This is a genomic window from Kitasatospora sp. NPDC096128, assembly GCF_040303105.1.
Lineage (GTDB): Bacteria > Actinomycetota > Actinomycetes > Streptomycetales > Streptomycetaceae > Kitasatospora.
In genome coordinates this window covers 14,530-38,469 of record NZ_JBEOSP010000028.1, presented here as the reverse complement: position 1 = coordinate 38,469, position 23,940 = coordinate 14,530, and the positions used below count along the sequence as shown (strand labels likewise).

The 23,940-nt window shown below is 73.3% G+C and carries 18 protein-coding genes; 4 read left to right on the top strand and 14 right to left on the bottom strand.

Features of this window, described 5'->3' with window-relative positions; genetic code table 11:
- Positions 1-152: 152 nt before the first annotated feature.
- From ABTY61_RS27580 to nrdR, 3 genes are all read right to left on the bottom strand, one after another.
- Positions 153-389 carry an RNA polymerase subunit sigma-70 gene (locus tag ABTY61_RS27580; RefSeq protein ID WP_350507781.1) on the bottom strand — a complete coding sequence of 79 codons (237 nt, stop codon included), beginning with the start codon at positions 387-389 and terminating at the stop codon, positions 153-155.
- Positions 390-596: 207 nt separating this feature from the next.
- A complete protein-coding gene (locus ABTY61_RS27575) occupies positions 597-3,470 on the bottom strand; it encodes a vitamin B12-dependent ribonucleotide reductase (protein ID WP_350507780.1) in 2,874 nt (957 codons plus the stop codon).
- Positions 3,471-3,706: 236 nt separating this feature from the next.
- The gene (gene nrdR / locus ABTY61_RS27570) at positions 3,707-4,204 is read right to left on the bottom strand and encodes a transcriptional regulator NrdR (RefSeq protein ID WP_350507779.1); all 498 of its coding nucleotides are present in this window, start codon (positions 4,202-4,204) and stop codon (positions 3,707-3,709) included.
- A 529-nt stretch (positions 4,205-4,733) separates the two neighbouring features.
- Between nrdR and lexA the strand changes: the two genes are divergently transcribed.
- The gene (gene lexA, locus ABTY61_RS27565) at positions 4,734-5,429 is read left to right on the top strand and encodes a transcriptional repressor LexA (protein ID WP_350507843.1); all 696 of its coding nucleotides are present in this window, start codon (positions 4,734-4,736) and stop codon (positions 5,427-5,429) included.
- Between the two features lie 105 nt (positions 5,430-5,534).
- Here lexA and ABTY61_RS27560 read toward each other — a convergent pair whose 3' ends face one another.
- The 5 genes from ABTY61_RS27560 to ABTY61_RS27540 are packed head-to-tail and all read right to left on the bottom strand — an operon-like array spanning position 5,535 to position 13,316.
- A complete protein-coding gene (locus ABTY61_RS27560; protein ID WP_350507778.1) occupies positions 5,535-7,649 on the bottom strand; it encodes an ATP-dependent DNA helicase in 2,115 nt (704 codons plus the stop codon).
- Between the two features lie 12 nt (positions 7,650-7,661).
- Complete coding sequence (locus ABTY61_RS27555) at positions 7,662-9,497, bottom strand: IucA/IucC family protein (RefSeq protein WP_350507777.1); 1,836 nt, start codon at positions 9,495-9,497, stop codon at positions 7,662-7,664.
- The gene (locus tag ABTY61_RS27550) at positions 9,475-10,929 is read right to left on the bottom strand and encodes a lysine N(6)-hydroxylase/L-ornithine N(5)-oxygenase family protein (RefSeq protein ID WP_350507776.1); all 1,455 of its coding nucleotides are present in this window, start codon (positions 10,927-10,929) and stop codon (positions 9,475-9,477) included. Before ABTY61_RS27550 ends, ABTY61_RS27555 begins: the two co-directional genes overlap by 23 nt.
- A 9-nt stretch (positions 10,930-10,938) precedes the next feature.
- Positions 10,939-11,613 (bottom strand): GNAT family N-acetyltransferase, encoded by a 675-nt coding sequence (locus ABTY61_RS27545; RefSeq protein ID WP_350507842.1) that lies wholly within the window; start codon positions 11,611-11,613, stop codon positions 10,939-10,941.
- A complete protein-coding gene (locus ABTY61_RS27540; protein ID WP_350507775.1) occupies positions 11,502-13,316 on the bottom strand; it encodes an IucA/IucC family protein in 1,815 nt (604 codons plus the stop codon). Before ABTY61_RS27540 ends, ABTY61_RS27545 begins: the two co-directional genes overlap by 112 nt.
- A gap of 360 nt (positions 13,317-13,676) precedes the next feature.
- On the opposite strand from ABTY61_RS27540, the gene ABTY61_RS27535 reads away from it, so the two are divergent.
- Entirely contained in the window at positions 13,677-14,855 is a 1,179-nt protein-coding gene (locus ABTY61_RS27535) for a trypsin-like serine peptidase (RefSeq protein WP_350507774.1), read from the top strand.
- Positions 14,856-14,883: 28 nt separating this feature from the next.
- A complete protein-coding gene (locus ABTY61_RS27530) occupies positions 14,884-16,071 on the top strand; it encodes a trypsin-like serine peptidase (protein ID WP_350507773.1) in 1,188 nt (395 codons plus the stop codon).
- Positions 16,072-16,112: 41 nt separating this feature from the next.
- Here the strand turns inward: ABTY61_RS27530 and hflX are convergent, their stop codons facing one another.
- The 5 genes from hflX to miaA all read right to left on the bottom strand — a co-directional run bounded on the left by hflX (position 16,113) and on the right by miaA (position 22,812).
- Positions 16,113-17,615, bottom strand: a complete 1,503-nt coding sequence (gene hflX, locus ABTY61_RS27525; protein WP_350507772.1) for a GTPase HflX — start codon at positions 17,613-17,615, stop codon at positions 16,113-16,115.
- The gene (locus ABTY61_RS27520) at positions 17,612-19,954 is read right to left on the bottom strand and encodes a RelA/SpoT family protein (protein ID WP_350507771.1); all 2,343 of its coding nucleotides are present in this window, start codon (positions 19,952-19,954) and stop codon (positions 17,612-17,614) included. The genes hflX and ABTY61_RS27520 overlap by 4 nt, the downstream gene beginning before the upstream one ends.
- 188 nt (positions 19,955-20,142) lie before the next feature.
- Entirely contained in the window at positions 20,143-21,063 is a 921-nt protein-coding gene (gene dapF / locus ABTY61_RS27515) for a diaminopimelate epimerase (RefSeq protein ID WP_350507841.1), read from the bottom strand.
- A 71-nt stretch (positions 21,064-21,134) separates the two neighbouring features.
- Positions 21,135-21,647, bottom strand: coding sequence for a hypothetical protein (locus ABTY61_RS27510; protein WP_350507770.1), 513 nt, complete (start codon positions 21,645-21,647; stop codon positions 21,135-21,137).
- A gap of 229 nt (positions 21,648-21,876) precedes the next feature.
- The gene (miaA, locus tag ABTY61_RS27505) at positions 21,877-22,812 is read right to left on the bottom strand and encodes a tRNA (adenosine(37)-N6)-dimethylallyltransferase MiaA (RefSeq protein ID WP_350507769.1); all 936 of its coding nucleotides are present in this window, start codon (positions 22,810-22,812) and stop codon (positions 21,877-21,879) included.
- A 177-nt stretch (positions 22,813-22,989) separates the two neighbouring features.
- Between miaA and ABTY61_RS27500 the strand changes: the two genes are divergently transcribed.
- Entirely contained in the window at positions 22,990-23,235 is a 246-nt protein-coding gene (locus ABTY61_RS27500; RefSeq protein WP_350507768.1) for an antitoxin, read from the top strand.
- A 6-nt stretch (positions 23,236-23,241) separates the two neighbouring features.
- On the opposite strand, the gene ABTY61_RS27495 is transcribed toward ABTY61_RS27500, so the two are convergent.
- Positions 23,242-23,940: a class III extradiol dioxygenase subunit B-like domain-containing protein gene (locus ABTY61_RS27495; protein WP_350507767.1), complete on the bottom strand. Its 699-nt coding sequence runs from the start codon at positions 23,938-23,940 to the stop codon at positions 23,242-23,244.

Sequence of the window (23,940 nt, the reverse complement as noted above, 5' to 3'; positions counted from 1 at the left end):
CCACCCCTTCCAGGCATCGCACTCAGAGCAGTTCGGCCTCCACCGCCTGCCGAACGGCCGCCCCGGTCGCCCCGGTCGTCCCGCAGCCGCCTCGCCTCCTCCTGTGCGATGACCACGGCCCGCCGGGCCCCTGAGTGAACCGTTCGAACATCTCAGCCTCCGCCCTCGCCCTTGCCGGGCCCCCGCCGTGCGTGCTTCTTGTGCACCGCCTGCCGTGTCACCCCGAGGCAGACCGCGATGTCCTGCCAGGACCAGCCCTGCGACCGGGCGTTGCCCACCTGGAGGTCCTCCAGGCGGTCCGCCAGATCACGCAGGGCGCGGACCGCCCGGAGCCCTACGGCGGGGTCACGACTGCTCGCGGCGGCCGCGAGCTCTCCGCTCTCGCTCATGGCGTCAACTCTGGTTGACACCCTCGGGATTGTCAACCTCAGTTGACAGCTCGGGCCGCCGACGCCCGGGGCTGGCCGACCACCACCCCCGCTCGTGACATCTCCACCCGAGGGGGCGCTCCCGGACAACGAGAAGAGGCGGGGCGAGGACGTGAAGTCCTCGCCCCGCCTCAGCGGTGGCTCACCCGCGCGGGGTCAGTCCGGCGGTCAGCTGCAGCCGCTGGTGGAGCCGCAGCCCTCGCAGAGGTAGCAGCTGCCGGCGCGGCGCATCTTGGTGCCGCAGGAGAAGCAGAGCGGCGCGTCGGCGTTGAGGCCGAGCTGGATCTCCATCAGCTCCGTGGAGTTGTGGGCCTGCTTCGGGGCCGCCTTGGGCGCCTCGACGGCCGGGACCGGCTTGGCCGCGGCGACCGGGGCGGACTGGGCGAGGGACTCGGTGTCGAGCTCCTCGGCCTCCAGCGGCTCGTAGGAGCCGGTCTCCAGGTGGCGGGTGCGCTCCTCGACGGAGTGGATGCCGAGCGCCGAGCGGGTCTCGAACGGCAGGAAGTCCAGCGCCAGGCGGCGGAAGATGTAGTCGACGATCGACTGGGCCATCCGCACGTCCGGGTCGTCGGTCAGACCGGCCGGCTCGAAGCGCATGTTGGTGAACTTCGAGACGTAGGTCTCCAGCGGCACGCCGTACTGGAGGCCGACCGAGACGGCGATGGAGAAGGCGTCCATCATGCCCGCGAGGGTCGAACCCTGCTTGGACATCTTCAGGAAGACCTCGCCGAGGCCGTCGTCCGGGTAGGAGTTGGCGGTCATGTAGCCCTCGGCGCCACCGACCGTGAAGGAGGTGGTGATGCCCGGGCGGCCCTTGGGCAGGCGCTTGCGGACGGGGCGGTACTCGACGACCTTCTCGACCACGGCGGCGGGGGTCTCCTCGGCCTTGGCCTCGGATTCCTTCTTCTTGGCGGAGAGCGGCTGGCCGACCTTCGAGTTCTCGCGGTAGATGGCGAGCGCCTTGACGCCCATCTTCCAGGCCTCGAAGTAGATCTCCTCGACGTCCTCGACGGTCGCCGCAGCGGGCATGTTCACCGTCTTGGAGATGGCGCCGGAGATCCACGGCTGGATCGCCGACATCATCCGCACGTGGCCCATCGGGGAGATGGAGCGCTCGCCCATCGCGCAGTCGAACACCTCGTAGTGCTCGGCCTTGAGGCCCGGCGCGTCCACCACGTTGCCGTGCTCGGCGATGTGGGCGACGACCGCCTCGATCTGCTCGTCCTGGTAGCCGAGGCGCTTGAGGGCGCGCGGGACGGTGCCGTTGACGATCTGCATCGAGCCGCCGCCGACGAGCTTCTTGAACTTGACCAGGGCGAGGTCGGGCTCGACGCCGGTGGTGTCGCAGTCCATCATCAGGCCGATGGTGCCGGTCGGGGCGAGGACCGAGGCCTGGGCGTTGCGGAAGCCGTTCTGGGCGCCGACCCGCAGCACGTCCTGCCAGGACTTGTTGGCCGCGAGCCAGACCGGGGCGTCCAGGTCGTCGAAGGAGACGGCGTCCAGCGAGGCGTCCGCGTGCTGCTTCATGACCTGCTGGTGGGCGGTCGCGTTGCGGGCGTAGCCGTCGTACGGGCCGACGACGCCGGCGAGTTCGGCGCCGCGGCGGTAGGCGGTGCCGGTCATCAGCGAGGTGATGGCGCCGGCCAGGGCGCGGCCGCCCTGGCTGTCGTAGGCGTGGCCGGTGGCCATCAGCAGGGCGCCGAGGTTGGCGTAGCCGATGCCGAGCTGGCGGTAGGCGCGGGTGGTCTCGCCGATCTTCTCGGTGGGGAAGTCGGCGAAGCAGATGGAGATGTCCATCGCGGTGATGACCAGCTCGACGACCTTGGCGAACTTCTCGGCGTCGAAGGTGTCGTCGTCGCGCAGGAACTTCATCAGGTTCAGCGAGGCGAGGTTGCAGCTGGAGTTGTCCAGGTGCATGTACTCCGAGCACGGGTTGGAGGCGTTGATGCGTCCGGACTCGGGGCAGGTGTGCCAGTGGTTGATGGTGGAGTCGTACTGGATGCCGGGGTCGGCGCAGGCCCAGGCGGCCTCGGCCATCTTGCGGAACAGCTTCTTGGCGTCGACGGTCTCGATGACCTCGCCGGTCATCCGGGCGCGCAGGCCGAATTCGGTGCCGTTCTCGACGGCGGTCATGAATTCGTCGTTGACGCGGACCGAGTTGTTGGCGTTCTGGTACTGGACGGACGCGATGTCGTCGCCGCCGAGGTCCATGTCGAAGCCCGCGTCGCGCAGCGCGCGGATCTTCTCCTCCTCCTTCACCTTGGTCTCGATGAAGGCCTCGACGTCCGGGTGGTCGACGTCGAGGACGACCATCTTGGCCGCGCGGCGGGTGGCGCCGCCGGACTTGATGGTGCCGGCGGATGCGTCGGCGCCGCGCATGAAGGAGACCGGGCCGGAGGCGTTGCCGCCGGAGGAGAGCAGTTCCTTGGAGGAGCGGATCCGGGAGAGGTTGAGGCCGGCGCCGGAGCCGCCCTTGAAGATCATGCCCTCTTCCTTGTACCAGTCGAGGATCGACTCCATGGAGTCGTCGACGGACAGGATGAAGCAGGCGCTGACCTGCTGGGGCTGCTTGGTGCCGACGTTGAACCAGACCGGCGAGTTGAAGCTGAACACCTGGTGGAGGAGGGCGTGGGTCAGCTCGTGCTCGAAGATCTCGGCGTCGTCCGCGGTGGCGAAGTAGCCGTGCTTCTCGCCCGCCGCGCGGTAGGTGAGCACCACGCGGTCGATGATCTGCTTGAGGCTCCACTCGCGCTGGGGGGTGCCGACGGCGCCGCGGAAGTACTTGGACGTGACGATGTTGACGGCGTTGACCGACCAGAAGTCGGGGAACTCGACGCCGCGCTGCTCGAAGTTGATGGAGCCGTCGCGCCAGTTGGTCATGACGACGTCGCGCCGCTCCCAGCGGACCTCGTCGTACGGGTGCACGCCAGGGGTGGTGTAGATGCGCTCGATCCGGAGACCGCCCTTCGGGGCCTTGGCGCCCTTGGTCGCGGCCTTCTCGGACTTCGACCCGCGCGCGGAACCGCTCGTGGTGTCTGTCACTTCTCGCTCCTCCTCCTGGGCAAACGCCCGAAGTGCCCCGAAAAATCCGGGCACCGCTGGTTCGTTCTTCCGGTGTGCGGGCAGACGGGAACCCGTCCGCTTGCGCACGGTTTGTAGTGTTCTGTGCCCCGTTTTCGGGCACGCGCGGGCCCACGCGGGGCCGATGTGGTGCTGCCGGCCCGCTGGGGGCCGCATGGTGGTGGCTCTGGCGGGCCCGCGAGGGCCCGGCGCGCCGCCTAGGGCGCGGTGGCGGGAACGGGCACGCAGGTGCCGTCCGCCTCGGGGGCGGGCCGCTCGGCGCGGATCTCGGCGATGGCGGCCTCGAAGTCCTCGAGTCCGTCGTACGCCTGGTACACGCTGGCGAAGCGCAGGTAGGCGACCACGTCCAGGTCCCGCAGCGGGCCGAGTATGGCCAGCCCGACGTCGTGGGTGGTCAGCTCGGCACTGCCGCTGGCCCGCACGCACTCCTCGACCCGCTGCCCAAGCTGGGCGAGGGCGTCCTCGGTGACCGGGCGGCCTTGGCAGGCCTTGCGGACGCCGGTGATGACCTTCTGGCGGGAGAAGGGTTCGGTGACCCCGCTGCGCTTGATCACCATGAGCGCGGCCGTCTCCACGGTGGTGAAACGGCGGCCGCAGTCCGGGCACTGTCGACGACGGCGGATGCAGCTGCCGTCCTCGGTGGTCCGGCTGTCGACAACGCGGCTGTCGGAGTGCCGGCAGAAGGGGCAGTGCACCTGGGGATCCCTCCCTGGCAGGACGTGCGGACCGGTCGAGTCTATGCGATGTGCCCCCGGCCTCGGCAAGCTGATCATGCGACCTGACCACTAGTACTGGGCACGGAGAGGACTCTAGCCACTACATCTAGGTCTCGGGGGGAAGTGACACCCCTGGCGTGTCGGCGCCGATTAGACTTCCGGGGTCGGCATCAGGTCGAACATTTACTCGATGTACAACAAAGCCTTGATCGAGTCAGTCAACTCCCGAATAATTCACTCGAACGTGTGTTTGGCGCAACCTTTCGATAGGAGGCGCGTTGGGCTGGAAAAGGGGAGAGGACAGCCGTCGAGAGGGGCCGCCGTGAACACCATCGAAACCAACACCATCCCGGTGCAGGAACACTCCCAGTTCAAGGTGGGGCAGCGCACCACGAATCAGCAGAGCGTGGACATCAGCATGGACCGCAGCGAAGACCACCGCCTCTCCGGCCCGGCCGTTTCCACCACGGGCCGCGTCCCCGACCAGCCGATCGAGCACTCCCCCACCATGGACGACACCCATCCCTCCCCCGCCCGCTCGATGCCCGGCCGCCCCCCCGGCATCCGGACCGACGAGGCGGGCCTCACCGAGCGCCAGCGCCGGGTGATCGAGGTCATCCGCGACTCCGTCCAGCGGCGCGGCTACCCGCCGTCCATGCGCGAGATCGGCCAGGCCGTCGGCCTGTCCAGCACCTCCTCGGTCGCCCACCAGCTGATGGCCCTGGAGCGCAAGGGCTTCCTGCGCCGCGATCCGCACCGCCCGCGCGCCTACGAGGTCCGCGGCGTCGAGGTGGCCCGTCCCAACACCGCCGAGACGGCCGGGCGGCCCTCCACCTCCTACGTGCCGCTGGTCGGCCGGATCGCGGCCGGCGGGCCGATCCTGGCCGAGCAGACGGTCGAGGACGTCTTCCCGCTGCCCCGGCAGCTGGTCGGCGAGGGCGAGCTGTTCGCCCTGACCGTGCGCGGCGACTCGATGATCGAGGCGGCCATCTGCGACGGCGACTGGGTCACCGTGCGCCGCCAGCCGGTCGCCGAGAACGGCGACATCGTGGCCGCCATGATCGACGGCGAGGCCACCGTCAAGCGGCTCAAGCGCGAGGACGGCCGGATCTGGCTGATGCCGCACAACCCGGCGTACGAGCCGATCAACGGCGACAACGCCACCATCCTGGGCAAGGTGGTCGCCGTCCTGCGCCGCCTCTGACGGCGCTGCCCGGCCGCCGCGGCGAGCGGTTGCCACGACAACGGGAAGGGGCTCCACCGCGTCAGCGGGGAGCCCCTCCGTCTTCCTGCGGCAGAAGACCGGCCCTCAGCCCCGCTTCACCACCGGCCGCACCGGCGGCGCCGAGGCGTCGATCGCCGCCAGCGAGCGGCGCACCTGGTTGCGGTCCGTGGTGTACCAGAACTCCGGCATCGAGGACCGGAAGAAGCCCCCGTACCGCTTGGTCTCCACCCGGGGGTCGAGCACCGCGACCACGCCGCGGTCGTCCGCCGCGCGCACCAGCCGGCCCGCGCCCTGCGCCATCAGCAGCGCCGCGTGGGTCGCCGCGACCGCCATGAAGCCGTTCCCGCCGTGCTGTTCGACGTCCTTCTGGCGGGCGCTCATCAGCGGGTCGTCCGGCCGCGGGAAGGGGATGCGGTCCATCACGACCAGCTGGCAGGCCGAGCCGGGCACGTCGACGCCCTGCCAGAGCGAGAGCGTGCCGAACAGGCAGGTGGTGGCGTCCGAGGCGAACTCGCGGATCAGCTCGCCGAGGGTGTCCTCCCCCTGGAGCAGGATCCGGTGGTCGAGCCGCTCCCGCATCGCCTCGGCGGCCGTCTGGGCGCCGCGCATCGAGGAGAACAGGCCCAGCGTGCGCCCGCCGGCCGCGTCGATCAGCTCGGCCAACTCGTCGAGCATGTCCGGCCGTTCGGGGTCGCGCCCGGGGTCGGCGAGGTGCTTGGCGACGTACAGGATGCCCTGCTTGGGGTACTTGAACGGCGAGCCCACGTCGATGCCCCGCCAGTGCGGGACGGCGTCCTCCCCGAACCCGGAGCCGGCCTCGGGGTTGTCGCCCGGCGTGCGCTGGTCCGGCAGTCGGGTCTCCTTGGGCAGGCCGAGCGAGCCGGCCACGCCGTTGAAGTCCCCGCCGAGCTTGAGCGTGGCCGAGGTGAGGACGACCGAGCGCTCCTTGTACAGCCCCTCGCGCAGCAGCCCGGACACGCTCAGCGGGGCGACCCGGAGCGAGGCGGTGCCCAGCCCGTAGCGGTCGCTGCGCTCGATCCAGACCACGTCGTACTCGGAGCCCTCCAGCAGCCGGTCGGCCGTCTCGTGCAGCGTCTCGGCCGAGGCCATCGCCTGCTTGCGGACGGCGTCCTCGTCGCTGAGGCCCTTGTCCCTGGTCTCGCCGAGCGAGGTGATCACCTGGCGGGAGGCGTCCCGGATCGCGGTGACCGCGTAGGCCAGGTACTCGGGCAGCTCCTCGACCCGGCCGGGCTGGGCGGTCTCCATCAGCCCGTGGTAGTTCTCGGCGGCGGCCTGGAGGGCGTCCACGGCCTTCTCGTTGGCCAGCCGGGCGGCCCGCTTCACCGCCCGGTTGACGGCGCCGACGGTCAGCTCGGCGGTGGCCGCGCCGGTGACCCGGTTGACCAGCTCGTGCGCCTCGTCGACGATCAGCAGCCCGTGCTCGGGCAGCACCGGCGCGCCCTCGATCGCGTCGATCGCGAGCATCGCGTGGTTGGTGACCACGACGTCCGCGAGTTTGGCGCGCTCCCGGGCCTTCTCCGCGAAGCACTCCTGCCCGTACGCGCAGCGGGTCGCGCCCAGGCACTCCTTGGAGGTGACCGACAGCTGCGCCCAGGCCTTGTCCGAGACGCCTGGGCTCATGTCGTCCCGGTCGCCGGTCTCGGTCTCGTCGGCCCAGTCGCGCAGCCGCAGCACGTCCTGGCCGAGCTTGCCGGTGGGGCCGCCGAGCGCGTCGACCGGGTCGAACAGGCCCTCGCCCTCGTCGCTCGGGGTCCCCTCGTTGGCCCGGTGCAGACACAGGTAGTTGGAGCGGCCCTTGAGCATCGCGTACAGCGGGCGGCGGCGCAGCACCGGGTGCAGCGCCTCCACCGTGCGCGGCAAGTCCCGTTCCACCAGCTGGCGTTGGAGGGCCAGGGTGGCGGTGGCGACCACCACGCGGTCGCCGTGGGCGAGAGCCGGCACCAGGTAGGCGAGGGACTTGCCGGTGCCGGTGCCGGCCTGGACGAGCAGGTGCTCGGAGTGGTCGACGGCGTCGGCGACGGCCTCGGCCATCCGCATCTGGCCGGGGCGCTCCACACCGCCGACGGCCTCGACCGCGGCGTGCAACAGCTCGGGGATCCGCGAGCGCGGAACGGCGACGGCTTCCTCGGCCTCGTCGCCGAGGTCCGTCGCGGGCTGGGATTCGGAGTCGTTCGTCATGACCCTTCCACCCTACGGGGCGGGGGCGACAATCCGGTCCCGTTGTCCGGGGAGGAGCCCGGGCGGACGCACGTCCACGCCGACCAGGGCGTTCGGCACGGTGCCGTGCCGGACGGCGTGCGGGCGGTGCGGGCGGTCCTGGTAGCCGTCCATGAGCAGCCGGTTGCGGTTGAGGCAGAGCCGGTCGATCCGGGGCAGGAACAGGTCGAACAGGTCGAAGCGCTCGCGCAGCTCGGGGAAGCGGGCCTGGTAGCGGTGGACCTCCTCGCGCAACAGCGCCCAGAACGCGGTCTCGGCGAGGCCGGCCTGCGCCTCCAGCAGCGGGGCGAGGTAGCGGAAGACGCCGATGAACAGCCCGGAGTGGATGAACTGGCAGAGCCCCTGGGGGTCGTCCCGCAGCAACACGTCGGCGACCTCGTCGGGCAGTCCGCGCAGTTCGGGGAGGTCCTGGTCGCTGAGGTTGACGTCGTCGACGAAGTCCTTGACGGCGAGCCGCACCGGCACGTCGGCGGCGTCGAAGACCACGATGGCGTTCTCGCCGTGCGGGGAGAAGACCAGGCCGTAGCGGTAGAGGAAGTGCAGCAGCGGCGGCAGCATCGCGGCGAACAGCCGGCCGGTCCACTCGGCGGGGGTGAGGCCGGAGCGGGCGATCAGTTCGGCGGCGAGGGCCCGCCCGTCGGAGCCGGTCTGCAGCAGGGCGGCGAGGGTGCGGGCGCGTTCGTCCCCGGCCAGGAAGGGGCCGAGCGGTTCGCGCCAGATCGCGCCGAGCAGCTCCTTGTACTGGTACGGCGAGTCGGGCATCTCCCGGTAGAGCGGGTGGTCGACGGTGACGGAGGCGATCTCGCCGAGCAGGATCACCCGGCATTCGTCCCGAAGGTACGGGTCGGCGTCGCGCAGCCCGTGCAGCCAGGCGGTGACGGCGGGCGCGGCGAGGGTGCGTTCGACCGGCAGTCCGCGCCAGACCAGGGTGTTGAGGATGGACAGCGGAAGCTTGACGGTGCAGCGCTCGGGGTGGGCGGTGTTGAAGAAGGAGCGGATGGACTGCTGGGGCAGTCGTGGGTCGCCGTCCGAGGCCAGTGGGACGATCTCGCCGGTGGCGATCCAGGGCGCGAACAGCGGCAGGACCGTCTCGTCCCACTGCCAGGGGTGGACGGGCAGCAGCAGGTAGTCGTCGGCATCGGCCCCGAGCGGGGCGCGCAGCGCGTCCACGTCGTCCAGCTCGCGGGCGTACAGCTGCTCGGGGTGTTCCAGGCCGGGCACGCCGCGGTACTCGGCGAGCCGGCGGTGGACGGCGATCCAGGGCAGCGGGCGGGGGCTGCGGGCCTCCGGGGTCCAGCGGGCGGCGTCGGTGCCGGAGAAGCCGATCCGGCCCTTGCTGGGGACGATCCACGGGTGGCCGCCCTGCCGGCCCTCCAGCGCGGGGTGGTCGAGCTCGGCGAGTTCGGCGGCGGTGAGCGCGGTGGCGAGCTGGCGGGCGTCGGCGGTCAGCGTGGCGGAGAGCTCGCGGACCAGGTGGGCGGTGGTCTCGCCGCGCATCCCGAGGGTCTGCGCGGCGTACGGGAGGAAGCGCAGCGGGTCCAGGCCGTCCGGGCGGGAGCAGCGGATCGACCCGGGGTCGACCTGCCAGCCGTCGTAGGCGCCGCGGCGGGCGGCGAAGCGGTACTCGGCCTCGGGGAGCTTCAGCAGGTACTCGCCGTCGAGGGCTCCCGGGGTGGGCCGGAGCAGGTCCTCGTAGGCGAATTCGCCGAGCATCTTTGCCAGCAGGGCGCGGCCGGCCCGCTGCCAGTGCCCGGCGGTGAGGTGCGGGGGCAGGTAGAGCGGCGGTTCAGTGGCCGACGGTTGCGGCACGGGTCAGCTCCTGGGGGCGGGGGACGACGGGGGTCTGCGCGTTCGGTGCGGCGCCGGCGCCGGCCGCGGGTGTGGCGGTGGCGCCGGCGGCGGGTGTGGCGGTGGTGCCGGCGGCGGGCGGTGCGAAGCCGGTCCAGGCGGTGCGGTCGGGCAGCCGGTGGACGGTCCGGCCGGTGACGGCGTTGAGGATGACGGCGGCCCGGTGGGCGCCGAGGCCGAGGTCGGGGGTGCCGACGCCGTGGGTGTGGAGTTCGGCGTTCTGGACGTAGAGGCCGCCGGTGAGCTCGGGCCGGGTGGCGACCCGGTGGTCGAGGTCGACCCGGTAGCGCCCGCTCTCGTCCCAGTCGATCAGGTGGGCGAGCGGTTCGAGCGCGGCCGGGCGGGCGGCTCGGTAGCCGGTGGCGAGCACCACGGCGTCGGTGCGCAGCACGTGCTCGGCGCCGGAGTCGGTGTGCCGGCAGTGCAGTTCGAGGCCGCCGCAGGGGCCGGGGCGGGCCTCGGTGACGGCGGTGCCGGGGGTGATCTCGACCGGGGCGGTGTCGATCGGACGGCCGATGGTGCGCTCGTAGAGGTGGTCGTGGATCTCGGCGAGGGTTTCCGCGCTGGCGGCCTTGTGCAGCTGCCACTGGGCGCTGACCAGGGCGTCCCGGACGGGTCCGGGCAGGCCGTGGAAGTAGCGGGTGTAGTCGGGGGTGAAGTGTTCCAGGCCGAGCTTGGAGTACTCCATGGGGGCGAGCGCCCTGGTGCGGGTGAGCCAGCGCAGCCGGACGCCGTCGTCCTGGTGGCGGCGGAGCAGGTCGAGGAAGACCTCGGCGCCGGACTGTCCGCTGCCGATCACCGTGATGTCCCGGGCGCCGGCGAGGTCGGCGCGACGGTCCAGGTACTCGGCGGAGTGGAAGGCCCGCGAGTGGTCCGCCAGGGCGGCGAAGGTCTCGGGCAGCACGGGCCGGGTGCCGACGCCGAGCGCGAGGTTGCGGGCCCGGGCGGTGCTGCGCCGGCCGGTCGCGGTGTCGGTCAGCTCGACCAGGAACAGCGGGCCGTCCCGGTGCAGGGCGGTGACCTCGGTGCCGAAGCGGCAGTTGGGCAGCCGGTCGGCGGCCCAGCGGCAGTAGTGGTCGTACTCGCGGCGGGGGAGCTGGAAGCGTTCGGCGAAGTAGAACGGGAACAGCCGGTCCTGGGCGCGCAGGTAGTTGAGGAAGGACCACGGGTTGGTCGGGTCGACCAGCGAGACCAGGTCGGCGAGGAAGGGCACCTGCATCCGGGCGCCGTCCACCAGCATGCCGTGGTGCCAGCGGAATTCGGGGCGCTGGTCGCAGAAGAGCGTGCGCAGGCCGGGGACGGGCTCGGCGAGGGCGGCGAGCGAGAGGTTGAACGGGCCGATGCCGACGCCGAGCAGGTCGTAGGGGGGATCGTGCGGTGTCGAGGTGTCCACAGGGGTGTCCTAGGCGGGGATCGGCGCATCGCGGTCGCGGACCATCAGGGCGGCGCGCTTGTCGGGCAGGTCGAGTTCGGCGGCGGCCCGGAATCCGGCCCGTTCGAAGGCCCGGACCGAGCGCCGGTTGCGGACGTCCGGTTCGGCCACCACCCGTTGGCACGCGGGTCGGTGACGGAGGACGAGTCCGGCGACGGCGGCGAGCAGTTGGGCACCGAGGCCGCGCCCGCGGCTGGCGGCCGGGCCGAGCAGCAGGTGCACGCCGGTGTCGTGCGGGCGGGCCGGGTAGTGGCCGGCGAGCGGGTCGAGGTCGGCGCGGTAGACCTCCCAGTAGCTCATCGGCTCGCCGTCGAGCAGGCCGAGGCAGGGCAGGCTGCTTCCGTCACCGTCGAGTTGGGCCCGGACGTGCCGTTCGGTGACGGCGGGCGGCCCGGCGAGCTCCCAGAAGGCGTCGACCTCGGGGTCGTTCATCCATCCGGTGAGCAGCTCCAGGTGCTCGGGCAGCCGGACCGGGCCGAGTCGGAACCGGCCGGCCGGGGTGGGGACTTCGCCCCACCCGGGCAGCTCGTCCGTCATCGGGCGCCCGCCACCGGGTTGGGGATGTCGACGTACACGGACTGGGTGGCGACCGGGCCGACCAGTTCGTCGAGCCCGTTGATCCGGGTGAGCAGGTTGGCCTTGCAGGGCAGGGTGGGCGCGTCCAGCAGCAGGGCGGGCAGGGCCGATCCGGTGGCGGCCGCGCGCGGGCCGGCCAGGAAGCGGCGCAGCCCGGCCAGCAGCACCGTTTCGTCGGCGAGGCCCTGGGAGCCGAGGGCACCGATCAGCCCGAGCACGTGGTTGATGCCGAGGTAGTAGGCGAAGTGGTGGTCGATGACGGCGTCCGGCAGGAAGGTGTCGCTCTGCGCGCCGAGTCCGGGCAGTCGGGCGGTGAGCCGCTCGGCGGCGCTCTCCCGGTAGTAGTAGCCCTGGTTGTCGCGGTAGCGGCCGCCGCTGGGCCAGCCCTCGGCGTCCAGCAGGACGATGCTGTTCTGCTGGTGGGCCTCCAGGGCGATGCCGCCGCGGCCGTCCAGCCAGAGGACGGGCAGCACGACGGCGTCCAGGTAGCGCAGGAACCATTCAGCGGCCACGGTGCGCAGCGGGCGGCCGGTGCGGGCGGCGAGCGCGCGCAGGGTGTCGCCGAGGGCGGAGGGCACGGTGCTGCCGGTGCCGCGCGGCTGTTCGGCGACGAACCCGGCCACGCACAGGGCGCGTTCGGCCGGCCCGAAGGGCTGGGCGCGCAGCACGGTGTCCAGGCCGCCGGGGTCGCCGAGGTCGGGGTGGTCGACGCCGATCCAGGCCGGGTCGCGGACGATGTCGAAGCCGGGGTGGGCGGCCCGCCATTCGGCGGCGAGGCCGCTCTCCAGCAGCCGGTGCACCTCCAGGCCGCGGTGGAGTTCCTTGCGCAGGTTCTCCCGGCGGGAGTTGGTGATCCGCAGGCCGAGCGAGAGCTTGAGCATCCACGGGGTGCCGGGCCGGTAGACGGTGCGCACCGAGGAGGTGGGGTACCAGGGCTCGCCGGCCGGGCCGAGGTCGTGCAGCAGCCCGTCGGCGAGCAGCGCGGCGACGGCCGGGCGGTGGGCGAGTTCGCGGGCCTGCCAGGGGTGCAGCGGCAGGGCGGCGGTGCCGGGCGGGAGGGGGGTGCGGTCGCCGAGCAGGTCGGCGGTGATCCGGTCGGCGCTCCGGGCGACGGCGGAGCCGGCCGCGAGCAGGCTGCGGTCGACGGCGTACCAGTGCAGGGGGAAGGAGCCGTGGAGTTCGGGCGAGTAGGCGGCGCTCTGGGCCGGGCCGAGGCCGTCGCGGCTCTTCGGGGTGGGGTGCAGGGGGTGGCCGAGCAGCAGGGCCTGTTCGGCGGCGAGGAACCGGGAGCGCTCCGGCCCGCCGGGTTCGGCGGCGGTGCGGCGGTGGGCGAGGATCTCGGCGGTGCGCACCACCGAGTCGGCGACCCGGGCGGCGAGGTCGGCGACCTGTCCGGGGTCGGGCCGTTCGGCGGCCGCGGCGGCGAGCAGGGCGGCGGCGGTGACGGCGTCCACCGGGGCCTGGGCGGTGCCCTCCCCGACCGCGAGGGTGGCCCGGCCGAAGCGGTGCCAGCCGCCGGGCGACCAGTAGCGGACCGGGGCGGTGAGCCGGGCGGCGGCGCCGAGGACGTCGACCCGCAGCCGGCCGTCCGGTCCGGGGCGCGCCCCGGTCTCCCGGGTCCAGCAGCGCAGCAGGGCTTCCAGGGCGGCCTGTTCGGCGGCGACGGCGGGGTCGGGGTGCAGCAGCGGGTCGGGCCCGAGCTGGCACTCCTCGCTCGTGGGTTCCGCGGTCGGCGGCGGTACGGGCGGGGCTCCGGTGAGGGCGGTGCTCAAGGCTGCTCCTTGGTGCGCGTGGGGGTGCGGACGCGCGCGGGTGGTGGAGGGGTTCGGCGGGCGCTCGCACCGTCGCGTCAGGTAAGGGTTACCTATCCCTGACGGGTGATCACAAGGACGGCTCACTCGTCCGGGTGAAGATCGGGGATAGTGCGCCACCGGGCGGGGCGGCCCTGCTGCGCCAACGAGGGGGCCGGTTCCGCATCACGGATCGGTGACCTCCGCCCGGCCCCGGAACCCGGGGGGCGGCCGCCGCCGTCCTGTACGGCGATGGAAGACTCCAGGACGGCGAGCCGCCGCACCGAAGCCCGACCCGACACAGCCCGAGCAGTCCGACCGAACGCAGGGGGAAGCGCACCGATGCCACCGATCCACCGGTCAGCCCTGGCCGCCGCCCTGGCCGCGGGAACGCTGCTGGCCGTCAGCGCCTGCGGACCGGACGGCCCGGCGGGCGGCGACAAGACCGCCGCCGCGCCGCCGCCCGCCACGGCCGCGAGCGCCTCCGCCGCCCCCGGCGGCGCCATCGGCGGGATCACCCTGCCGTCCGGCCTGCCGACCAGCCTGCTGGAGGGCCTGCCGAAGAGCTGGGACGACCTGAAGAAGTGGAAGTTCGACGACTGGGACAAGTGGGCTTCCAAGCACGTCTTCAACAACCCGGTGGTGAAGGACTTCTGGAACCCCGACAAGATGGGCGACGCCAAGCCCGCCGACCCGGCGCCGCCGACCGCCAAGCCGGCCGCCGCCGACGGCGTGACCGATCCCGAGCCGCCGGTGGTCAAGGCCGTCCAGGTGCCCCGCCCGTACCTCAAGCAGCCCTCCGGGAAGGTGTTCTTCTCCGCCCAGGGCGGCCGGGGCAACTGCTCGGCGACGGTGATCGCCGACCCCCAGCACCCGGGCAAGAGCAACCTGGTCTGGACGGCCGCCCACTGCGTGCACGAGGGCAAGGGCGGCAACTTCTACAAGGACCTGGTCTTCGTCCCCGCCTACAACAACTCGGGTGCCTCCAGCGGCGGCAAGAAGGCCCCGCTGTCCGAGCTGGCCCCGCTGGGCACCTGGTGGGCCGACCAGGTCGTGACCTCCCCGCAGTGGATGGTCGAGGGCGGCCCGACCGGGGACGCCGCCAACCAGTACGACTTCGCCGTGATGCGCGTGCACAACCAGAGCGACACCGGCAAGTCCCTTGAGGAGACGGTCGGTTCGGCCGCCCCGGTGTGGTTCGACGCGCCCCGCGACCAGCTCAAGGTCTCGGCCGCCGGCTACCCGCTGGTCAAGCCGTTCGACGGCCAGGAGCTGTACAAGTGCGACGGCGGCAAGCCCACCCGGCTGTCCTTCGACGCCCAGCGCCCGTCCATGCTGACCATCGGCTGCAACATGACCCAGGGCGCCAGCGGCGGCGGCTGGTTCGCCACCATGCCGGACGGGAGGACCGCCCTGGTCAGCAACACCTCGATCGGCACCCAGGATCACACCTCGCTGAGCGGCCCGTACCTGGAGACGGTCGCCAAGCAGGCCCTGGACTGGATCTCCAGGAAGCAGTGACCGGTACCACCACGGGGGACTCCTCAGCTTGCGCACCGTCAGCACCGTCAGCACTTTCAGCACCACAAGGACCACCAGCACCACCGGCACCACCCGCGTCCGGGGACGGCGGGCCGCCACGGCCGGCGCCGCACTGCTCGCCGCCCTGACGCTCACCGCGGCCGCCTGCGGACCGGACGGCCCCGCCGCCCCGGCCGCCCCGCCGTCGGCGCTGCCCAAGGCCGCGCCGACCAGCCTGGGCGACCTGAGCGGCTGGAAGCCGGCGGACTGGGCCCGGTACGTCGCCGAGAGCGGCTTCACCAACCAGGTGCCCCCGGGCTACTGGACGACCGCCCGGACGGAGGCCGCCAAGGCCCGGCCCACCCCCGAGTACCCGCCGACCGCCGGCGGGCCGACCGCCGCCGGGCCGGCCGGCGTCGAGCGGGACGCCCCGCCGGCCGCCGTCCAGGCCCGGCCGCAGCCGCACCCGTACGGCCCGGACTCCGCCCTGGTCGGCAGGCTGCTGATGACCACACCGCAGGGCGACGAGGCCTGCTCCGGCACGGTGGTCTCCGACCCGCTCAACCCGGGGAGGAGCAACCTGGTCTACACCGCCGCGCACTGCCTGCACGACGGCAAGGGCGGCGCCTGGGTGAAGAACCTGGTCTTCGTGCCCGCCTTCAACCGGGACGGCCAGGCGGCCCGCGGCAAGCCGTACGGCGACCAGCAGGCCGCCCCGTACGGCCGCTGGACGGCGGTGCGCGCCATGGTGTCGCCGACCTGGCTCCAGGAGAGCGGCGTGGGCGCCCACGACCAGTACGACTACGGGATCGTCCGGGTGCGCGGCGAGTCGGCCTCCGGCCCGTCCCTGGAGGAGGCGGTCGGCGGTTCGGTGCCGGTCTGGTTCAACGCCCCGCGCGAGCAGGTCACCTCGGCCGCCGCCTTCGGCTACCCGGTCGAGCGGCCCTTCGACGGCATGGAGCTGCAGCACTGCGACTCCCCCGCCGCGCCGGGCCGGCTGTCCTTCGACCGGTCCCGCCCGCCGATGTACGTGATCGGCTGCACCATGACCGGCGGCGCGGGCGGCGGCGGCTGGTTCATCACCAAGGACGGCAAGCCCAACCTGGTCAGCGTCAGCTCGCTCGGCAACCGCAACCCGGCGGGCTACCGGGCCGGACCGTCGCTGCAGGACCAGGCGAAGCAGGCCTTCGACTACTTCGTCAAGAACGTGAAGTAGCCCCCGGACGCGGACGTCCGGGGGCTGCCTCGACGGGCGGATCAGCCCTGCAGGGCCACCGCGAAGTACTCCAGCTCGGCGGCCAGCTCGGCCGGCACCTTGGCGTGCAGCAGCGTGCCGTCGGCGGTGTGCTCGGTGGCGATCAGCTCGCCCTCCTTGTGCACCCGGGAGACCAGGGCGCCCTGGGTGTAGGGCACCAGGGCCCGCACCTCGACGGCCGGGCGCGGCAGCTCGTCGTCGATGAGCTTGAGCAGCTCCTCGATGCCGGCACCGCTGCGGGCCGACACCACGATGGCGTGCGGCTCGCGGCGCAGCAGGCGCTGCAGCACGTGCGGGTCGGCGGCGTCCGCCTTGTTGATCACCACGATCTCCGGCACGTTCTGCGCGTCGACCGAGACGATGACCTCGCGGACGGCGGCCAGCTGCGTCTCCGGCTCGGGGTGCGAGCCGTCGACCACGTGCAGGATGAGGTCCGCGTCGGCGACCTCCTCCATGGTCGAGCGGAACGCCTCGACCAGGTGGTGCGGCAGGTGCCGGACGAAGCCGACGGTGTCGGCCAGGGTGTAGAGCCGCCCGCTCGGGGTCTCGGCCCGGCGCACGGTCGGGTCCAGGGTGGCGAACAGCGAGTTCTCCACCAGCACGCCCGCGCCGGTGAGCCGGTTGAGCAGCGAGGACTTGCCGGCGTTGGTGTAGCCGGCGATGGCCACGGACGGCACCTGGTGGCGCTTGCGCTCCTGGCGCTTGGTGTCGCGGCCCTTCTTCATGTCGGCGATCTCCCTGCGGAGCTTCGCCATCTTCTCGCGGATCCGACGCCGGTCGGTCTCGATCTTGGTCTCACCGGGACCGCGGGTGGCCATGCCGCCGCCCGAGGAACCGGAGCCACCGCCACCCATCTGCCGGGACAGCGACTGACCCCAGCCTCGCAGGCGCGGCAGCATGTACTGCATCTGCGCGAGCGAGACCTGCGCCTTGCCCTCCCGGGACTTGGCGTGCTGGGCGAAGATGTCCAGGATCAGGGCCGTCCGGTCGACGACCTTGACCTTGACCACGTCCTCCAGCTGGATCAGCTGGCCGGGGGTGAGCTCACCGTCGCAGACCACGGTGTCGGCGCCGGTGGAGGCGACGATGTCGCGCAGCTCCTTCGCCTTGCCGGAGCCGATGTAGGTGGCCGCGTCGGGCTTGTCACGGCGCTGGATGACGCCGTCCAGCACCTCGGAGCCGGCCGTCTCGGCGAGTGCGGCGAGCTCGGCCATCGAGTTCTCCGCCTCTTCCAGGGTGCCGTCGGTCCAGACGCCGACGAGCACCACGCGCTCCAGGCGGAGCTGGCGGTACTCGACCTCGGTGACGTCCTGGAGTTCGGTGGAGAGGCCGGCGACACGGCGCAGGGCGGCGCGCTCGCTGCGGTCGTACTGGTCTCCGTCGTAGCTGTGGCCGAGGTCCTCGTCGATGGCCGCGAGGTCCTCGTCCATGAGGGCTTCCGCTCGCAGACCGTCGAGGCGGCGCGGGGCGTCGGCGTGGTCGCGGGCTTCGAACGTGGAGGTCATTCTGTCCTTTGGTCGCTGGATGGCTTCGGCGTGGTCCCTTGGATCCCACCGGGGCTCCTGTGCCCTGAGAACGCTGTGGACCGGCCGTGAATTCCCCACGATGGTCGCACGCCCGGTGCGGGCCGGTCACCCCCATTTCCGCCGGAGTGCCGGGTCTGCGCCCCCTCGGGGGCGTGCGGGCGGCTCACGTCGTACACCCCGGAGACCTTGAGCATCGCCCGCATCAGGGCGGGCAGCGCGCCCGGCTCGGGCAGCTCCACGGTGTAGGTGTGCCGGACCCGCAGCTCCTGCGGCGGCTCGACCTCGGCGGAGACGATGCCGACGCCCTCGGCGGAGATCGCCGCGGTGAGGTCGGCGAGCAGCCGGGGCCGGTTCAGTGCCTCGGCCCGCAGGGTCGCCCGGTGGCCGGCCGCCGGGGCGTCCTCGGGCTGCCAGCGGACCTCCAGTTCGGCCCGCCCGTCGGCGCGCAGCCGCTGCCCGGCGGGGCAGGCGGCGCGGTGCACGGCCACCGCACCGCCGCGGATCGGGTAGCCGGCCACCGCGTCCGGGGGGACGGGCGTGCAGCAGCGGGCCAGCCGCACCGTCGCCCCGGGCCGGCCGGCCACCGCGACCGGGGCGGACCGCCGCTCCCCCGCCCGGTGCGCGGGCGGGGCGGGCTGGCCCCCGGCCGGGCCGGTGCGCACCACCGGCACCCGGGCCGGGTGGTCGGCCAGCCAGCGTTCGATGGCCAGCCGGGCGCCGGGGGTGCGGGCGTGCGCCAGCCACTCCGGCGACGGGCCGGAGGGCTGCGCCGCGCCGCCGGCCGGGAGGCTCTCGGTGAGCACCGCCAGGACGTCCCCGTCCCGCAGCACGGTGGACAGCGCGGTGAGCCGGCCGTTGACCCGGGCGCCGATACATCGGTGGCCGGTCTCCTCGCCGAGCAGGTAGGCGGCGTCCACGCAGCTGGCCCCGGCCCGTAGCTGAAGCGTTTCACCGTTCTCCGTCACCACGGTGATCTCGCGGTCGCCGGCCAGGTCGGCGGTGAGCGCGGACCAGAAGGCGTCCGGGTCGGGGGTCTCCTGCTGCCACTCCAGCAGCCGGCTGAGCCAGCCGGGCCGGGCCGGGTCGGTGCGGTCCAGCTCGTCGGCGTCCTGGGCCGGACCGGCCGGGGTCGGGTCGCCGAGCGCGACCACCCCGGTCTCGGCCACCTCGTGCATCCGCCGGGTCCGCACCAGCACCTCGACCACCGCGCCGCCGTCCAGCGCGACGGCGGTGTGCAGCGACTGGTAGAGGTTGAACTTGGGAGCGGCGACGAAGTCCTTGAACTCTCCGGGCAGCGGCGTCCAGCAAGTGTGCAGTTCGCCGAGCACCGCGTAGCAGTCGGCGTTCTCCTCGACCACCACCAGCAGCCGCCCGAAGTCGGCGGGCTGCGGCTCCTGCGGCCGGCCGTCCCGGCCGGGCGCGGCGGCCCGCTTGAGCAGCACCCGGTGCAGCGAGACGCAGTGCCGGGGCCGCACCGTCACCTCGGCGGCGACCCCCGTCTCGGCGAGCTGGCGGGCCAGCCGGCGGGCGAAGGGCTCCAGCAGGGCGTCCGGCTCGCCCTCGTGACCGGCCATCAGGCCGCGGGTGCGGGCGTGCTCCTCGGGGTGCAGGGTGGCGAAGACGATGTCCTCCAGCTCCGCCTTGAGCACCTGGATGCCCAGCCGCTCGGCCAGCGGGATCAGCACGTCCCTGGTGACCTTGGCGATCCGCACCTGGCTGGCCGGCTTCATGTGCCGGATGGTGCGCATGTTGTGCAGCCGGTCGGCGAGCTTGATCACCATCACCCGGACGTCGTCCCCGGTGGCGACCAGCATCTTGCGGAAGGTCTCGGCCTCGGCGGCGGCGCCGAAGTCGACCTTCTCCAGTTTGGTCACCCCGTCGACCAGGTAGGCGACTTCGGGCCCGAAGCCGGCGCTCACCTGGTCCAGCGTCAACTCGGTGTCCTCGACGGTGTCGTGGAGCAGCGAGGCGACCAAGGTGGTCGTCCCGGCGCCGAGTTGGGCCAGGATCATGGTGACGGCCAGCGGGTGGGTGATGTACGGCTCGCCGCTCTTGCGCTTCTGGCCGCGGTGGCTGGCCTCGGCCAGCCGGTAGGCCCGGGCCAGCAGGGCGAGGTCCGCCTGCGGATGGTGCCGCCGGTGCACCCGGACCAGCGGCTCCAGGGCGTCCGGCACCGGCGGCCGGCCGGTGGCCAGCAGGGCGGCCCGGCCGGCCCGGCCGAGGGCGGCCCGGCCGAGCTCTCCGAGGGGCCTCCTGGCCCCGGCCTGCCGTGCGGTCGTCGGCTGCCCCGTCAGGGGCTGCCCGGCTTCGATGGTCATCGGCACCTCCGGCAACGTCGCCGGGCGCGGCCCCTCGTGGGGGATCCTGCCACCCCTCCCAGGGGCGATCGACCCGGTGGTCCATGCTACCGAGCAGAGCACGTTCCGCGACGCCATGATTCCCGTCCGCGATCGGTATCACCCGATCGGGGGGATTCGTCACCGTACGAATTGGGCAAACCGGGCCGTCACTGCCGGGTCAGCGACTCCCACCAGCGAGCGTCGAGCCGCCCCTCGGCCACGATCACCGCCGGACCGGTCATCTCCACCCGGCCGTCCGGGTGCTCGGTGATGACCAGCCGGCCGCCCAGCACGTCCACGGTGTACGCGACCGCCTCGCCGGTGACCGCCGGGTCCACGCCGTCCCGGCGGATGGCCGCCACCGCGACGGCGCAGGCGCCGGTGCCGCACGAGAGGGTCTCGCCCGAGCCGCGCTCGTGCACCCGCATCGCGACGTGCCGCGGGCCGCGGTCCACCACGAACTCGACGTTGACGCCCTCCGGGTAGACGCCCTCCGGGCTGGTGAGCGGGGCACTGCGCAACTCCCCGGCGTGGTCCAGGCTCTCGACGAAGGCCACCGCGTGCGGGTTGCCCATGTTGACGTTCAGGGCGGGCCAGCGCCGCCCGCCGACCGCGACCTCGATGCCGTCCGGCCCGGGCAGCCCCGCCCGGCCCATGTCGATGGTGACCTCGCCCGGAGTGCCGTCCGCGGCGTCCTCGCCGACCGTCGCGCTGAGCACCCCGGAGCGGGTGGCGATCATCAGCTCACCGGACTTCGCCAGGCCGGACTCGACCAGGAAGCGGGCGAAGACCCGCAGGCCGTTGCCGCACATCTCGGCGATGCTGCCGTCGGAGTTGCGGTAGTCCATGAACCACTCGGCCCGGTCGGCCTGGTCCGCGGCGGCCGGGTCGGCGGCCGCGCGCACCACGCGCAGCAGCCCGTCCCCGCCGATGCCCGCCCGGCGGTCGCACAGCGCGGCGACGGCCTCCGGGCCGATCTCCAGCACCCCGTCCGGGTCCGGCACGATCACGAAGTCGTTCTGGGTGCCGTGCCCCTTGAAGAATGGGAGACCGGCCTGCGGGGAAGAGGATGCGCTCACCCCACCGATGGTACTGAGCGCGCCGGCCCGGGACGCCGGGGCCCGGCTCGGCGCAGGCACCCGGGACGCCGGGGCCCGGCTCAGCGCAGGTAGGCGACCCGCCACACCGCGAGCGCGCAGGCCGCCAGCGCGATCAGGGTGTAGACCGCGATGGCCCGCCAGCCGGCCCGCTGCGCGGAGCCCCGGCGCGGCAACCCCGGCCACTTGTAGCCGGCGTGCCGGGCCGCCATCGCGCCCCAGCCGAACGAGGCGGCGGTGAACAGCAGCCCGAGCATCCCGACCATGGTGGCCCGCGGCCCGGCCGAGCCGAAGGCGAGCGGGAAGGCGAACATCAGCGAGCCGAGGGTGCCGAGCAGGGCGATCGGCAGGGTCTGCCACCAGCGGAGCCGGCGCAGCGGCCGGATCTCCCGCTCGTGCACCGCGGCGTCCGGCGGGGTGCGGGTGTCCAGCGCGGGCACCGCGGCCGCGTACGAGGTCGGCGCCTCCAGCCCGGTCAGCACGGGGAGGTCCCCCCTCGTCGACTCGTCGAACTCCTCGGCCGGTGCGGTGACACTTCCGCCCTGACCGGGTTCGGGGCCGGTACCCGTCGACACACGGCCTCCCCTGACAGTTCGACACGAGCGGACTCGCGGCCGGGCACGGCCGACCCGCACGGGCCGACCCTTACGGCATCGATGATGGCATGTCCAGAGGGGACGTTCGGGGCCTGACCGGGGTCCTCGGGTGATCCGTGGCCATCACGTGATCGGGCCGTGACCCCCGGTTCGTCCTGCACGGTCGCCTGCGCGCGCAAGTGCACCGCCGAATTGGCCGGAACAGGTCCTATGCGGCCGGAACTCCCTGACGGCCGACCAGTTCCAGGGACCGTTCCAGCAGCTCGACCGGGTCGGTGCCGGCCGGCCGGGAGAGCCAGTGGATGCGGTCGTCCCGGCGGAACCAGGACTCCTGGCGGCGGGCGAAGCGCTTGGTGGCCCGCACCGTCTCGGCCCGCGCCTCGTCCTCGGTGCAGCCGCCGGCGAAGTGGTCGAGCACCTGCTGGTAGCCGAGCGCCCGGGAGGCGGTCCGGCCCTCCCGCAGCCCGACCCGCTCCAGCCCGCGCACCTCGTCCAGCAGCCCGGCCTCCCACATCCGGTCGACCCGCAGCGTGATCCGCTCGTCCAGCTCGGGGCGCGGCACCGCGACGCCGATCTGCACGGCCTCGTACACCGCGGTGTTGCTCGGCAGGTTGGCGGTGAACGGCTGCCCGGTGATCTCGATGACCTCCAAGGCGCGGACGATCCGCCGCCCGTTGCTGGTCAGGATCGCCTCGGCGGCCGCCGGGTCCAGCCCGGCCAGCCGCCGGTGCAGCGCGTACGGGCCGTCCTGCTCCAGTTCGGCCTCCAGCCGGGCGCGGACCTGCGGGTCCGTGCCGGGGAACTCCATCTCGTCGATCGCCGCCCGGACGTACAGGCCGGAGCCGCCGACCAGGACGGGGGTGCGCCCGGCGGCGAGCAGCCGGTCGATCTCGGCCCGGGCCAGCCGCTGGTACTCGGCGACGCTGGCGGCCTCGGTGACGTCCCAGACGTCCAGCAGGTGGTGCGGCACTCCCCCGCGCTCGGCCACGGTCAGCTTCGCGGTGCCGATGTCCATGCCCCGGTACAGCTGCATCGAGTCGGTGTTGATCACCTCGCCGTCGAGGCTGCGGGCGATGGCGACGGCCAGGTCGGACTTTCCGGCGGCGGTCGCGCCGACGATGCTGATCACACGGGAGCTGCTCACCGCTCCAGTCTCCCAAACCGCCGCCGCACCCGGGGCCGGGCTGCCACCCGGCACCGACTGCGCGAGGATGTGACTGTTTCCCGGACCGCCTCCGGCCTGCTCCGCCCCCGGTCGTCTTTGCGAACTCTTGACCGGCCCCGTGCGTTGTGCAGGAGACAGGGAACGAAGGAGATCACCATGGGCCTGATGGACAACATCAAGGGCAAGGCCGAGGAGCTCAAGGAGAAGGCCAGCGAGCTCGCCGGCAAGCACAGCGACCAGATCGACCACATGGTCGACAAGGCCGGCGGCGCGATCGACAAGGCGACCAAGGGCAAGTACAGCGACAAGATCGAGCACGGCGCCGACAAGGCCAAGGGCGCGGTGGGCGACTTCGCCCACAAGCCGAAGCCGGGCGACGAGGACCGGCCCCCGCAGTCCTGACCGGCGCTACGACCAGGACGCCACGAAGTACCCGACCCCGTACGGCGCGTCCTGGTAGCCCAGCCGCGCGGTGAGGCCGGCGCCCTCCGCGGCGCCGGCCAGCACCTGCCAGGGCGCCCGGCCCTCGGCCTTGAGCTCGGCGGCCAGCGCCGGGTCCAGGGCGGCCAGGGCGGGCAGGTCGGCCGAGCCCAGGGCGGCGGCCGTCGCGGCGTCGAAGCCCTCGGCCCGCTCGTCCAGGTAGCCGGGGGCCTTCACCGAGCGGCAGGCGCTGCCGTCGCCGAGCACCAGCAGGGCGACCCGGTCGGCCAGGCCGGCCAGGCCCTGGCCGAGGCCGAGCATCCGGTCGGCGGGGGCGTCGGCGGGCACCGCGCAGGCGTGCGTCGGCAGGGTCACCCCGGCGCGCTCCAGCAGCCAGGCGCCGACGGTCAGCGAGGGCGCCAGCTCCGGGCCCTCGACCCGCCCGCCGGGCAGCTTGGCGACCAGCGGCACCCCGTAGCGCCGGAAGGACCCGGCCCCGCCCTCGGTCCACACCTCGGCCTCCGGCCCGGCGCCGACCGCCACGACCAGCTGCGGCCCGGCCGCGACCAGCGCCGCCAGCGCCTCGTCGCAGGCGGCGCGCAGCCCGTCCAGCTCGGGCGCGGCACCGGCGGCGACCTCGGGGACGAGCAGCGGCGGACAGGGGCACACGGCGGCGGCTACCAGCAT